At 58.9% G+C, this 13,240-nt stretch carries 11 protein-coding genes; 4 read left to right on the forward strand and 7 right to left on the reverse strand.

Features of this window, described 5'->3' with window-relative positions; all coding sequences use genetic code 11:
• Positions 1-133 precede the first annotated feature (133 nt).
• The 3 genes from CORAM0001_RS10375 to CORAM0001_RS10385 form a co-directional block, all read right to left on the reverse strand.
• Positions 134-1,264 carry a DUF695 domain-containing protein gene (locus tag CORAM0001_RS10375; protein WP_005511925.1) on the reverse strand — a complete coding sequence of 377 codons (1,131 nt, stop codon included), beginning with the start codon at positions 1,262-1,264 and terminating at the stop codon, positions 134-136.
• 121 nt (positions 1,265-1,385) lie between these two features.
• Positions 1,386-2,369 (reverse strand): bile acid:sodium symporter family protein, encoded by a 984-nt coding sequence (locus CORAM0001_RS10380; RefSeq protein ID WP_040361967.1) that lies wholly within the window; start codon positions 2,367-2,369, stop codon positions 1,386-1,388.
• A gap of 71 nt (positions 2,370-2,440) precedes the next feature.
• Positions 2,441-3,052 (reverse strand): SdpI family protein, encoded by a 612-nt coding sequence (locus tag CORAM0001_RS10385; RefSeq protein WP_005511915.1) that lies wholly within the window; start codon positions 3,050-3,052, stop codon positions 2,441-2,443.
• Between the two features lie 60 nt (positions 3,053-3,112).
• Between CORAM0001_RS10385 and leuS the strand changes: the two genes are divergently transcribed.
• Entirely contained in the window at positions 3,113-6,031 is a 2,919-nt protein-coding gene (gene leuS / locus CORAM0001_RS10390) for a leucine--tRNA ligase (RefSeq protein ID WP_005511926.1), read from the forward strand.
• 154 nt (positions 6,032-6,185) lie between these two features.
• On the opposite strand, the gene CORAM0001_RS10395 is transcribed toward leuS, so the two are convergent.
• The 4 genes from CORAM0001_RS10395 to CORAM0001_RS10410 all read right to left on the reverse strand — a co-directional run bounded on the left by CORAM0001_RS10395 (position 6,186) and on the right by CORAM0001_RS10410 (position 9,838).
• Complete coding sequence (locus tag CORAM0001_RS10395) at positions 6,186-6,602, reverse strand: hypothetical protein (RefSeq protein WP_005511923.1); 417 nt, start codon at positions 6,600-6,602, stop codon at positions 6,186-6,188.
• A 43-nt stretch (positions 6,603-6,645) separates the two neighbouring features.
• Positions 6,646-7,578 (reverse strand): universal stress protein, encoded by a 933-nt coding sequence (locus CORAM0001_RS10400; protein WP_005511918.1) that lies wholly within the window; start codon positions 7,576-7,578, stop codon positions 6,646-6,648.
• A 158-nt stretch (positions 7,579-7,736) separates the two neighbouring features.
• On the reverse strand, positions 7,737-8,228 hold the full coding sequence (locus CORAM0001_RS10405; protein WP_005511929.1) for a MarR family winged helix-turn-helix transcriptional regulator: 492 nt from the start codon (positions 8,226-8,228) through the stop codon (positions 7,737-7,739).
• Between the two features lie 524 nt (positions 8,229-8,752).
• On the reverse strand, positions 8,753-9,838 hold the full coding sequence (locus tag CORAM0001_RS10410) for an inositol-3-phosphate synthase (RefSeq protein ID WP_005511927.1): 1,086 nt from the start codon (positions 9,836-9,838) through the stop codon (positions 8,753-8,755).
• A 259-nt stretch (positions 9,839-10,097) separates the two neighbouring features.
• Between CORAM0001_RS10410 and CORAM0001_RS11300 the strand changes: the two genes are divergently transcribed.
• The 3 genes from CORAM0001_RS11300 to CORAM0001_RS10420 are packed head-to-tail and all read left to right on the forward strand — an operon-like array spanning position 10,098 to position 13,150.
• Positions 10,098-10,469, forward strand: a complete 372-nt coding sequence (locus tag CORAM0001_RS11300; protein ID WP_224783765.1) for a DUF5318 family protein — start codon at positions 10,098-10,100, stop codon at positions 10,467-10,469.
• An 11-nt stretch (positions 10,470-10,480) separates the two neighbouring features.
• Positions 10,481-12,958: a transglycosylase domain-containing protein gene (locus CORAM0001_RS10415; protein ID WP_005511928.1), complete on the forward strand. Its 2,478-nt coding sequence runs from the start codon at positions 10,481-10,483 to the stop codon at positions 12,956-12,958.
• Positions 12,959-13,150 (forward strand): hypothetical protein, encoded by a 192-nt coding sequence (locus CORAM0001_RS10420; protein WP_016421704.1) that lies wholly within the window; start codon positions 12,959-12,961, stop codon positions 13,148-13,150.
• The last annotated feature ends 90 nt before the right edge of the window (positions 13,151-13,240 follow it).

Here is a 13,240-nt window from a genome sequence, read left to right on the forward strand (position 1 = left end):
GTCCAGGAGGCGAAAACGAGAAAACCCACCGCCCGAAGGAGGTGGGTTTATCTATCGGAGGCAGTTTCGCAAACGATTTAAGGTCGTTTCACGAAACCGTCACGATGACGAGCGTTCATAACAAAAAACCAATCTACACGCGCAGGTGACCGACGCGCTGCCAAGCTGGATCGTAACCGGTATCGACGACGTGCTCTCCCTCGGTCCACGTCTCCGCAACAGCTCGCAGACCCGCCTCCGCATCAGATGCCGGGTCAATAAAGAAGTGCATCAGAGCCATGCCGTCGGACTGCTCAGTTGCGACAAAAATGCCCTTGTCCTCAGCGATGGCTTCAGCGGCAGCGGTATTGAACTCGGAGAGGGACTCCTTAGATTCGTCCGTCGGCAAGCCCTTGTCGTCAATGTGAGCGAGCATGAGCTGAATTAGCACATGCTGCGTCATAGTCGGGCTTACCAGCTGCGTAATCGGAGCGCGAGTAGCGACGACGAGCGGCTGGCCGTTGGCTTCGGCATCAATGGTCAGCCACTCCGGGCACTCTTCCGCGAGCTGCTCGACGACACCGCCCAGCTCTGGTAGCGGGATAGCACCTTCCGGCTCCTCGCCAGCGAAGGCAAAGCCGCGCAGCCATAGGCCGAAGTCCTCCTCCCCCAGAGCCAGCTGCAGCAGCGTGAAACCGAGCTGAGCTACCAAGCGCTCACCGTCCTCCAACTGAGCAATTGCCGGGAACAGCGGGTGGAATAGGCGAACGTCCACTGCCCCATGACCACTGTTAACAGCCACGCGGGCGTCTGCCGGATCGACCTCGGCTGGAGCATCGGCCTCGAGAGCACCCTGTGCAACCAACGTAGCCGCGACATCCCCCAGCGACAGCTTCATCGCCGGATCCGCCTGGCGGAGGTCGGTGAAAGACCACACCGCGCCGTCGTCAGGCGCGGCCTCCAGCCAACGGCGAGCGACCGGACGCAGCTCCGGATCGCCGGCAGCGCTAACAGTCAGAAGGTGGCGAGAATACGGAGCGCCAGCCTCAAACCCCCAGATGAGGCGGTCATTAATAGCGGCGATGCGGCCGCCGACCTCCTTCTGGACATCAATAATTTCCACATCGGCGGCATTCGGGGCACCATCGATACCGAGCTGGACACTAAACATTGAGTCAAGCGCATCGGCGCCAAAAGAGTTCCACCACGACCAGAACTCGTTGATCGCGGTCTCTTCTGCGGCGCGCTGTTCCGGGGAGAACGGAGCCGGATTCTCGTTAGCCATGCTGAATCTCACACTTTCGTTTGCTCGTTTAAAACCGAACCTTATGTTGTGCGCCCCAGTATATGTGGCATGCCGGATTCGCCCCTCAGCTACGTGTCCCGGCTATGTGTCCACGACCGCGTTAAGCTGGCTGGCGCTCCGGTTCGGCTTCTGCTTCCTTGCCCCAGCGAGCAGCATAGACCGCGCAAATCATCAGCTGAATCTGGTGGAAAATCATCAATGGCAAAATGTAGAGGCTGGCATTGGCGCCGAAGATAACGGCGGCCATCGGCAGTCCGGTGGCCAGGGACTTTTTCGAACCGCAGAACTGAATGGCGATGCGGTCCTTTCGGTCGAAGCCCATCTTGTTTGCGATGAATCCGGACAACCGCAAAACGAATTCCACCAGCACAATCGACAGTAAAATGAGAACGACAATGTCGCCGGCCGGCACCTTCGACCAGATGCCCTGCACCATGCCCTCGGAGAACGCTGCGTAAACGACCATTGCGATAGATAGGCGGTCAACGTTCTTGGTCGTCTTCGCGGCGGCAAACTTCAGGGTCCAACGGCGAGTGAGCTGGCCGATTGCGAATGGCAGCAGCAACTGCAGCGAAATATCCAAGAACACCGACGAATCCACATGAACGCCGCCACCGGTGGCCATCAACAGCATCACCAGCACCGGTGTGACGACGACACCCAGCAGGTTAGATGCCGAGGCACTGACGATTGCGCCGGCGACATTGCCCTTGGCGATGGAGGTGAAGTTCACGCTCGACTGCACCGTTGACGGAACCAATGTCAGGTATAGGATGCCCAGGTAGAGGCCAGGAGAGAGAATCCAATCCAGGGGTTTCATCAGTAGGCCGAGGATTGGGAACAGCACGAATGTGAAAGCCAGAATGGTTATGTGCAGCCGCCAGTGTTTGACACCGGCCAATGCATCCTGGGGACTCAGGCGTGCACCGTAGAGGAAGAACAGGAAGCCGATGGCAATCTTCGTCGCCCAGCTGAATACCTCAGCGGTAGTGCCGCTTGCGGGAAAAATAATCGCCAGTATCGCTGCAGCAACGATACCGACGATGAGGGGATCTGGACGCCAATTCACAATTCGTTGCCACATGGACAAATAGTTTAGTGGGCAACCAGATGCTGTCTTACTATTTTGCAGAAGCTTTTCTCTGCAATAATTTTTTACTTCTTCTGCTCAGCTGCCTTGCGCAGCGCATCCTTGTCCACAGGCTTGAAAGTGGCATTCGCGGATGAGCCCTTGTCCGTGCACAGTCCTTCCATGCCACAGGAGCTGCAGCCACCGGAGACACCGCAGTCTGTTGCTGGGTTGTCGGAGCAGCAGGCATCATCAGCCGCAGTGTCGGCGGCATCAGTGGCGCCGGAGCCACAGCCACAGCCGCTGTCACCGTCACCGCACCCACAACCGGAGCCGGACTCGGCGGAGACCTTGGCGTCGTAAAGCGCGATGGTGTGCGAGCCGATAGCCGCACCAACGCCGAGCATGGCGATACCAGCAAGCAGAGCGACGGCGTACCACAGCCACATCCAACCAGAGGCCTCCGGGCGGATGGCGAGGAAGGCGAGCATGGCGGCACCGAGGAAAGCGACGGCGGACACAGCCCACGGCGGACCGGCAACGCGGTGCGTAATATCCCAGTTTTCCTGGGACTTTCGAGCCTCGGGCGCACGAATTCCGATCCAGTTATTACCCGGCAGCTTCGCCGACCATGCCAAACCAGCGACAACGGCTATGCAAACAGCCAGAACCAGGGTAATTACAGGGATGACAATCATGCTTCCAATTTATATAGGTGGTTGGGCACGTGCCAAACACACCTATTAGACTGTGAGACCATGACCAACAGCGAAAAGTCCTCGTCCTCGGCAGAAGCCACCGACTACCGCTACTCCCCCGAGCTGGCGACTCAGCTAGAGGGAAAGTGGCAGGCGTATTGGAAAGATAACGGCACCTTCTACGCCCCGAACCCGGTGGGCGATTTGGCAGCTGCCGACGGCTCGACTCCGCCGAAGGACAAGCTTTTTGTTCAGGACATGTTCCCGTACCCGTCAGGTGTCGGTCTGCACGTAGGCCACCCACTGGGTTACATCGCCACCGACGTCTTCGCGCGCTTCCACCGCATGCAGGGCGCAAACGTGCTGCACACCCTGGGCTACGACGCCTTCGGTCTGCCGGCGGAGCAGTTCGCAATCCAGACCGGTACGCACCCGCGCGTGACGACGGAAACGAATATCGGCAACATGGAACGCCAGCTCGGCCGCCTTGGCCTGGGCCATGACCGCCGCCGTGTGTTCGCTACCACCGACCGCGACTACTACAAGTGGACGCAGTGGATCTTCCTGCAGATTTACAATGCCTGGTTCGATGAGGACCAGAAGAAGGCCCGTCGTATCGATGAGCTGATTCCGCTGTTGGAGTCCGGGGAGATGGCTACCAAGGACGGTCGCGTCTACGCTGAGCTCAGCGAGACCGAGCAGCGCGAAGCTGTGGATGAGTTCCGCTTGGTCTACCAGTCGAATTCGATGGTCAACTGGTGCCCGGGTCTCGGCACTGTGCTGTCCAATGAGGAAGTGACCGCCGAAGGTCGTTCGGAGCGCGGTAACTTCCCGGTGTTCCGCAAGCGGCTGGGCCAGTGGATGATGCGCATCACCGCTTACGCCGACCGCCTGGTCGATGATCTGGAGCTGCTGGACTGGCCGGACAAGGTCAAGTCCATGCAGCGCAATTGGATTGGTCGCTCTCGCGGTGCCGAGGTTGACTTCGCAGCTGAGGTCGGCCCGAAGGTCTCCACCAAGATCAGGGTCTTCACCACTCGTCCGGACACCCTCTTCGGTGCTTCCTACATGGTGCTCGCTCCTGAGCACGAGCTGGTGGATCAGCTGGTTGAAGCCGGCAGTGGTTCCTACGAGGGCGTGGATGAGCGCTGGACCTTCGGCGAGGAAACCCCAGCCGAGGCCGTCGCCGCTTACCGCGCCGCAATTGCTTCCAAGTCCGACTTGGAGCGTCAGGAGAACAAGGAGAAGACCGGCGTCTTCCTGGGCGCTTACGCCACCAACCCGGTCAGCGGCGAGCAGGTGCCGGTGTTCATCTCCGACTATGTCCTGATTGGCTACGGCACCGGTGCCATCATGGCTGTCCCAGCTCACGATGAGCGCGACTACGAGTTCGCCACTGCCTTCGGTCTGCCAATCCGCGAGGTTGTTGCAGGCGGTGACATTGCAAAGGAGGCGTACGTCGGTAACGGTACGTGCGTGAACTCCGCCAATGACTCCGGCCTGGACATCAATGGCCTGGACAAGGACACCGCCATCGCCACCGTCATTGAGTGGTTGGAGAAGGAAGGTGCTGGCCACGAGAAGATCCAGTACAAGTTGCGCGACTGGCTGTTCGCCCGCCAGCGCTACTGGGGCGAGCCCTTCCCCATCGTCTACGACGAGGACGGTCACGCCCACGCACTGCCCGAGTCCATGCTTCCGGTCGAGCTGCCGGAGGTCGAGGACTACAAGCCGGTCACATTTGACCCGGACGATGCCGACACCGAGCCTAAGGCTCCACTGGATAAGGCCACTGACTGGGTCAACGTCGAGCTCGATCTCGGCGACGGCAAGAAGAAGTACCGCCGTGACACCAACGTCATGCCGAACTGGGCAGGTTCTTCCTGGTACCAGCTGCGCTACATCGACCCGAACAACGCTGAGGAGTTCGTCGACCTGGAAAACGAGCGTTACTGGACCGGCCCGCGCCCGGAGACGCACGGTAAGGACGACCCAGGCGGCGTCGACCTCTACGTCGGCGGCGTCGAGCACGCGGTGCTGCACCTGCTCTACTCCCGCTTCTGGCACAAGGTCCTTTTCGACCTCGGCTACGTGACCTCCAAGGAGCCGTACCGCCGCCTGTTCAACCAGGGCTACATCCAGGCCTACGCCTACACCGATGCCCGTGGTGTCTACCAGCCGGCGGATCAGGTAGTTGAGCGCGATGGTAAGTTCCTCATCCCAGGCGGCGCCGAAGACGGCTCCGACCTGGAGGTTTTCCAGGAGTACGGCAAGATGGGCAAGTCCCTGAAGAACGCCGTTTCCCCTGATGAGGTCTGCGACAACTACGGCGCTGACACCCTGCGCGTCTACGAGATGGCCATGGGTCCGCTGGACACTTCCCGCCCGTGGGCGACGAAGGATCTGGTCGGCTCGCAGCGCTTCCTCCAGCGCGCTTGGCGCCTGGTGGTTCAGGAGAACACCGGTGAGCTCGCTGTTACGGAAGCAGCGCTTTCCGACGACGACCTCAAGGCGCTCAACCGCACCGTGGAAGGGGTTACCTCTGATTACGCAGAGCTGCGTGATAACACGGCCGTCGCAAAGCTCATTGAGTACGTCAACTACCTGACTAAGACCTACGGTTCGGCCGGTGCCCCGCGCGCTGCCGTGGAGCCGCTGACTCTCATGCTCGGCCCGGTGGCGCCGCATATCGCGGAGGAACTGTGGAGCCGTCTCGGCCACACCGAGTCCCTGGCACACGGCCCGTGGCCGACAGTTGACGAGAAGTGGCTGGTCGACGACACCATTGAGCTGCCAGTTCAGATTAACGGTAAGGTTCGCGCTCGCATTGACGTGGCTACCGATGCTTCCCGCGAGGACATCGAGGCCGTCGCGCGTGCCGACGAAAAGGTTATCGCAGCTGTGGAGAACGCCGGTGGCAATATTGTGAAGGTCATTGTCGTTCTGGGCAAGATGGTCAACCTGGTTGTGAAGAAGTAGCCAGGGAGGTCAGTGCGTACAAGAAAGTGTCTGGGTTATGACAGTTTGAGGCCTAAAATCGGCGCAAATTTGTCATAACCCAGACACTTTCTCGCTTGAAGCTTTCTCGCAAAAACCTCAAGAGGGTGGCGTCAAGGCTGGCCGCCTCTTACCCCTACTTAACGCCCAGAATCAGGACACCGAATGTGGAGAGCATCCACATCAAAGTGAAGGGCATGAGCACCCAGCACATAGCGAGCCACGCGCGCCAGTTGCGGAAGTTCTTCCACTCCACGTAGGTCTGCCAGAAGCCCAAAAGGCAGCCGACCAGGGAGATTACGCCCGGGACAACGGGGAAAAGGATCTCCCAAGTGCGGGAGCAGAGGAAGCTGGACTTACCCGCATCACAGGTGGGGCCACCGACAATGGCGCCGGCGATGCCAATAATGAGGCCCGCGAGCAGCGTCGTAAGAATTACACCCGCGGTGTAGATGTAGGCACGCTTGCCGGAATACATCTTGCGCTCAAGCTCGTCGAAGATTTCATCCTCATTGCGCTCTGGTGTACTGCGCTCCGGTGAATTATGCACCATCCGCTCCCCTCGCCTCTAAATGCCGTCTGATGTGCCTGCCATACTAGGCCGGGGTAATCAGCATTGGCACCGGGCTGTGGCGAACGATGTGGTTAGTCGACGAGCCGATGAAAATTCGCCCGAATGGGCCAAGAGTAGACGAACCCAAAACGAGCAAGTCCCCCTTCTTCCACTTGATGGACTGAATAGCCTCTTCCCAACCGTTGCCGGACGCCACTTCCGCATCAATGGAAAGGTCCGGGTAACGGGTATGAGCGCGGTCGATACCGCGGTCGAGCAGGCCCATAGCCTGCTCGCGCCACTCAATCATCAGGTCAGAGGAGGGGCCGTAGCCGTTCTCCGTTGGGTACATGGTCGCACCACGAGGCGTAAACGAGACCAAACGCAGGGGAACTTCCCAGCGATATGCTAGGTCAGCAGCCTTATTCAATGCATGGTGGGACTGTGGGGTGTCAATGTAGCAAATGCTGACACGGGTCACACCGTGCTTAGAAAGCTTCGCGCCGGGGATAGCCAATCCCAGCGGGATTGGTGAGTAATGCAGCAGCGCATCCGAGGTCGATCCCGCGGTAAAGCGACTGCGGTTCTTGGCGGCCCAGTCCTTGGTATTGCTTCGGCGGGTGCCAAGCAGAACCACATCGGCTTCGAATTCTTCGGCTTCGTTGCAGATAGTTGTGGATTCGCTGGAGGATTCGATGATCCGCACGGCATCGTCGTCAAGCATGCCCTTGCGCAGGCCAGCGAGCTTTAGCTCATCCTTGATGATTTTTTCAAGAGACTCGGTTTCGTGGGAAACCCAGGAGTCATTGGTGCTCAACCGAGCCAGTGAGGTCAGCGGCCAGCCACGCGACAGTGCGCTGACAACGCGAATCTGCACCTTCGTGGTGCGAGCTAACCAAGCGGCGTAAGCAAGCGTTTCGGTGCCGTACTCGCCTGGACGCCACGCAATCATGATACGAAGCGGGCGGGAAGCCATCGCTAATCCTCCTGTGATTACTCAGAAATATCCAAGTGGTGCTTCTGGGTAATAGCCTACGTGGATAGGCGGGCATATTTAAAACGGCACCGAGGACGTGTAAAAGCTATGTATCCTGCCTGTGGGCTTAAAGAGGGCAGGGCTAGCTGGAAAAGAGGCTAGACGCTTGGGTTTGCCTTTGGGTGCTCCGGGTAGTTTTCGAGAATCTTGGACAGAATCGTCTCAAGACCAGCGCCAAATTCCAGCTCTTCCTGGGTCAGCGTGCTGAACATCTCGGCCATCTGCTGATTGCGCTCTTCAGAAACACGGTGCAGCTCTTCACGGCCACGGTCGGTCAGTTCAACGCGGACGCCACGGCGGTCTTTGCTGTCGCGGACGCGCTCCACCATGCCGGCGACCTCCAAGTGGTGCACGGCGTTGGAGGCGGTGGGCATGCGGATGGCCTCGGCCTCAGCCAACTGGCTGATACGGCAGGCGCCCAGTGCCTCCAGGGTCATCATGATGGACAGCTGCGCGCGGCTGAGCTGGGACTCCGAAGAGCGGCGGCTGTAGAGCAACTCAGCGCGAGTCAGGAGAGGGCGAATGCGCTTCGCGAGCGACAGAGGAGTAACGGCATCAGGATTGCCAATTGAGCCCGAAGATAATGTCATAGCGACGATGTTATATGCGAACAGTGCTAGTTGCCAATACGAAATTTATTTGGGGTGCTACTTATTTTTCTACAACTGGTGATTTCGGCAATGAAATTACCAGGAATTTTCCGTCAATCATCTAAATCTCCAGCACAAAGCATTAAACCTATCTGCGTATAAGGTTTTTTCGGTGCTGGCAGAAACCCCCTAAAGTGTCACTTCTTCTGTACTTAGAACGTTGGGTTGGAGGTAGTCATACGGCTACTCTCGCGAACACTTTGGGTCTGTGGTACATCTCGCAGATCAGTCCTCGCGGATGTATTGGTGTCTGCTTTACGACGACTGCAGCGCACGGTTCCATGGCGGGGGCGAGGTAGGCGTAGCAGCGAGTAGGGCGAGATGAGCGTGGAAGGACGCGGGGAGGATAGGGGGGGTAGAGAAGCACAAAAGCGCCAGCGGCTACTGCATGGGTAACCGGCTGACGCTTTTCAAGGAACATGCTCTCGGAGCTGCTCGCTTGTATTTTTGAGTGCTTGTATCTTTTAATCTTCGCCCTTGATGAATGCTTCGAGCTGTGCTCGCGCAGCATCGTCGGCAAGCTGCTTCGGCGGGGACTTCATCAGGTAGGAAGAAGCGGCGTAGACCGGGCCGCCGATGCCGCGATCCTTGGCGATCTTGGCAGCGCGAACAGCATCGATGATGATGCCGGCGGAGTTCGGGGAGTCCCAGACCTCGAGTTTGTACTCAAGGTTCAGCGGCACCTCGCCGAAGGCCTTGCCCTCGAGTCGGACGTAGGCCCACTTGCGGTCATCCAGCCAGTCCACCCAGTCGGACGGGCCGATGTGGACGTTGCGGTCATCGATCTTGCCGGCCAGCGGACCGGTGAGATTGGAGGTGACAGCTTGGGTCTTGGAGATCTTCTTGGACTCGAGACGGTCGCGCTCGAGCATGTTCTTGAAGTCCATGTTGCCGCCGACGTTGAGCTGCAGGGTGCGCTCGAGGCGAACACCGCGGTCCTCAAATAGCTTGGCCATGACGCGGTGGGTGATGGTTGCGCCGACCTGGCTCTTGATGTCGTCGCCGACAATCGGAACGCCTGCGTCTTTGAACTTCTTGGCCCACTCCGGGTCGGAAGCGATGAAGACCGGCAGGGCGTTAACGAAGGCTACACCAGCGTCAATGGCGCACTGTGCGTAGAACTTGTCGGCCTGCTCGGAACCGACCGGCAGGTAGGAGACCAGGACATCGACCTTGGCATCCTTCAGCGCCTGAACTACGTCGACCGGTTCAGCCGGGGATTCGTCGATGGTGTCCGCGTAGTACTTGCCAACGCCGTCCAGGGTCGGGCCGCGCTGAACCTCAACGCCGAGAGTCGGGACATCGGCGATCTTGATGGTGCAGTTTTCGGAGGAAACAATGGCCTCGGAGAGGTCCTTGCCGACCTTCTTGTCGTCAACATCGAAAGCTGCGACAAACTCGACATCAGAGACGTGGTAGTCGCCGAATTTGACGTGCATGAGGCCAGGAATGGTCTCATCGGGCTTTGCATCGCGGTAGAACTTGACACCCTGCACCAGGGAGGAGGCGCAGTTGCCGACGCCGACGATAGCGACGCGAATTGAACTCATTTGGTAATTCTCCTTGAAACTATGTGCTCGGAGGCTTTGACCTCGCGCCGGGAACTCACACCGGGACCTCGCATCAGGACCCCGCACCAGAGCCTTGCGCCAGCGGTGCGGCCGTGAGTGGGTGCACGCATTGAGGTAACGAGCGTGACGTTATACCTTTATGCGTTTTTTGCCGATGCCCGAACCGTGAGGGGGCATGTGTGTACCGATAAAGCGGGGGTGAAATCAGCCCGCACGTGCCTGCTAATCTGTCTTCGTGATGACATGGCAGGGCGAGATTGATCACTCCTTGCTCAAGAAGCAGTTATTGGAGCAGTGGCGTGCAGGGGAGATTTCACGGAAATCACTCTGTGATGCCGATGCTCGGCTGGTCGCTGCCGCGCGTTTTCATGGCAGAAAGTCCCAGGAAGAGTGCCCAGTATGTCGCAAATTCGACCTCCGACTCGTATTCTGGGTGTTCGGAGAAAACTTGGGCCGTCGTTCCGGCTCTGCTTGTACTGAAAACGAATTATCCGCAATAGTTAATGAATATGGTTCGTGCACCGTCAAAGAAGTTGAGGTGTGCCCCGACTGCAAGTGGAGTTTCCTGACCCGGACACTTCAGGCAGCTCGAGAAGAGTCAGAAAACTAGGGAGAGCACCCGTGAGCAATGATCGACCCGATAGCCCAGGCGGTCCTAACAGCCCTCACGAGGGCCAGGGTTCTAATTCATCAGGCGAGTGGTGGGATCAGCCGGATGCTGATTCCTTCAATACGCACGCACGCTCCGATGACGCATCGCTTGACGACGATTCCAGCGACAGCATTGATGCTGTTTCGGTCGGTGGCAATGACGAGGGTCTGGCTACCGATTCAGAGATGACGTCGGCAAGCGAGCCGGACCCGGCGAAGGGGCAGTACGCCCCAGATGACCATGAACCAGATGACCATGAAGAGGAAAGCTCGATGGCGCAAGAAGGACAGCCGACTGATAATAAGCGGCGAATTTTAGCGTGGCTCGGTCTAGCCGTGGCGCTGGTCGTGCTGTTGCCGGTAGTTGTGTTCGGTGTTGCTTATGTGACAACGGACGTGCCGGAGCCAGAGGAGTTGGCCAATAGCCAGATTGCGGTGATCTATGACCGTACTGGTGAAAAGGAAATCACGCGCATCGTCCCCGAGGGCGGTAACCGAAGCAACATCACTATCGACAAGGTGCCGGATGCTGTACGCAATGCAGTGCTGGCAGCTGAGGATCGTGATTTCTATACCAACCCGGGTTTCTCCCTGACTGGTTATGCCCGTGCGGCTCTGGGAGTCGTGACTGGTAATTCCAGTGCCGGTGGCGGCTCGACCATTACGCAGCAGTACGTCAAGAATGCTGTGGTGGGCAATGAGCGCACGCTGACCCGCAAGGCCAGGGAACTGGTCATGTCGGCGAAGATGGCGCGGGAGTGGACTAAGGACGAAATCCTTGAGGCCTACCTCAATACGATTTACTTTGGTCGTAACGCATACGGTATTGCGGCAGCGTCGAAGGCCTACTTCGGTAAGGAAGTCGGTGAGCTGAATGCCGAAGAGGGTGCCGTGCTGGCAGCCTCGATTCAGCGTCCATCCGCACTGGATCCGTGGACTAACCGTCCGGAGGCGGAGCAGCGTTGGAACTACGTCCTCGATGGCCTGGTGGAAATGAACATCGTCTCGCCGCAGGACCGCGCGGGAATGCAGTACCCGGAGACTATCGATCCGGCGTTGGCGCCGAAGCAGGCTCCGGAGCCCGGCCCGGCTGCCATGATTAAGAATCAGGTGCTGGCTGAGTTGGAACGCGAAGGTATCTCCGAGCAGGAGGTCAACACTGGCGGCCTTCGCATTACGACGACCATTGACCCGACGGTGCAGCAGGCTGCCCTGGATGCGATGGAAACCTACGTCGACCAGTCAACGGGTTTGCGTGCCGCCATCGTTTCGGTGGAGCCGAAGACCGGTGCCGTCCGCGCTTACTACGGTGGCGACGATCCGACTGGTTGGGACTATGCAAACAGCGGTCTGCAGACCGGCTCTACTTTCAAGATTTTTGCGCTGGCAGCAGCGCTCGATCAGGGCATTCCGCTAACCGCGCAGTACTCTTCGGCACCTGTCCAGTCCGGCAACGCCACTCTGTACAACGCCGGTGGTGCCGGCGGTGGTGTCCTCCCGATTTACGAGTCCCTGAAGCAGTCGCTGAACACCCCGTTTATTCGCCTGCAGCGCGACCTGAAGAATGGCCCGGATGACACCGCTAAGATGGCCCATCGTCTGGGCGTGGCTGAGTCCATCCCGGGTATTGAAAAGACTCTGGTGGACGACAACGGTCACTCGCAGGACGGTATTACCCTGGGGCAGTACCTCTCACGTCCGCTGGATATGGCCGTTGGTCTGGCTACCCTGACCAACGATGGCGTCTATCAGCAGACTCACTTCGTAGAGAAGGTCGAAAACTCCAAGGGCGAGATTGTTTACGAGTCCAACGCTGACAAGGGCGACCGTCGAGTCTCCAAGGCAGTAGCCACCAATGTGATATCGGCCATGGAGCCTGTTGCCGGCTACAGCAACAAGCCCTTGAGTGGTGGTCGCCCGTCGGCCGCCAAGACTGGTACTACGCAGTTGGGTGACACCGGCCAGAACAAGGATGCGTGGATGATTGGTTCGACGCCGCAGCTGTCGACCGCAGTGTGGGTTGGCAACGTCGATGGTTCGGCGCTCTACAACGCCTACGGTGGCATCATGTACGGTGCCCAAACCCCGGGCGATCTGTGGAAGTACACCATGGATAACGCACTGTCTAACGAGGACTTTGAGTACTTCACCAAGCCGGAACCAATCGGTGGTGTCGCAGGTGCGCCGCAGTACCAGGCGCCGTCGACCTCTGACTCTGGCTATGACCAGGGCTCTGCTCCGGAGACCACAGAAGAGGAGTCGGCCGAGGAGTCGACCTCTGAGTCTTCCGAGGAGCAGCCTGCGCCGCTTCCGGTCCCGGGTGGCGATGGCGGCGGCGGTGGCGGCGGAATCGCTGACCTACTGCCCATCCCGATTCCGGGAGGCGGTGGTCTCGGCGGTGGCAATGAAGGCGGCGGAGACCCCGGTAACTCTGGAGGCGGACAGTAAGTGGATACGTGGGTGATTTTCACCATCGTCTGCGTCGCGATCGGCTTCCTGATGTTCGGCACGGCCTTTTGGGGCTTCATGCAGAAGTGGAAACCGGCAATCATTTGGGCTCTGTGCCTGGCAGCTTTCCTATTCGCGACAGTCATTCCGGTGATTATTGCGTTGGCACATGCTTCCTCGACATCAATGTAGGACGCAGGCCAGGTAGTCAGCTGCTAGAGCGCTAACTGCCCACCGAGCACGCGACAACTTCACAATTCAAAGAGACGCACGCAGTAGCCC

Source organism: Corynebacterium amycolatum SK46 (assembly GCF_000173655.1).
Taxonomy (GTDB): domain Bacteria; phylum Actinomycetota; class Actinomycetes; order Mycobacteriales; family Mycobacteriaceae; genus Corynebacterium; species Corynebacterium amycolatum_A.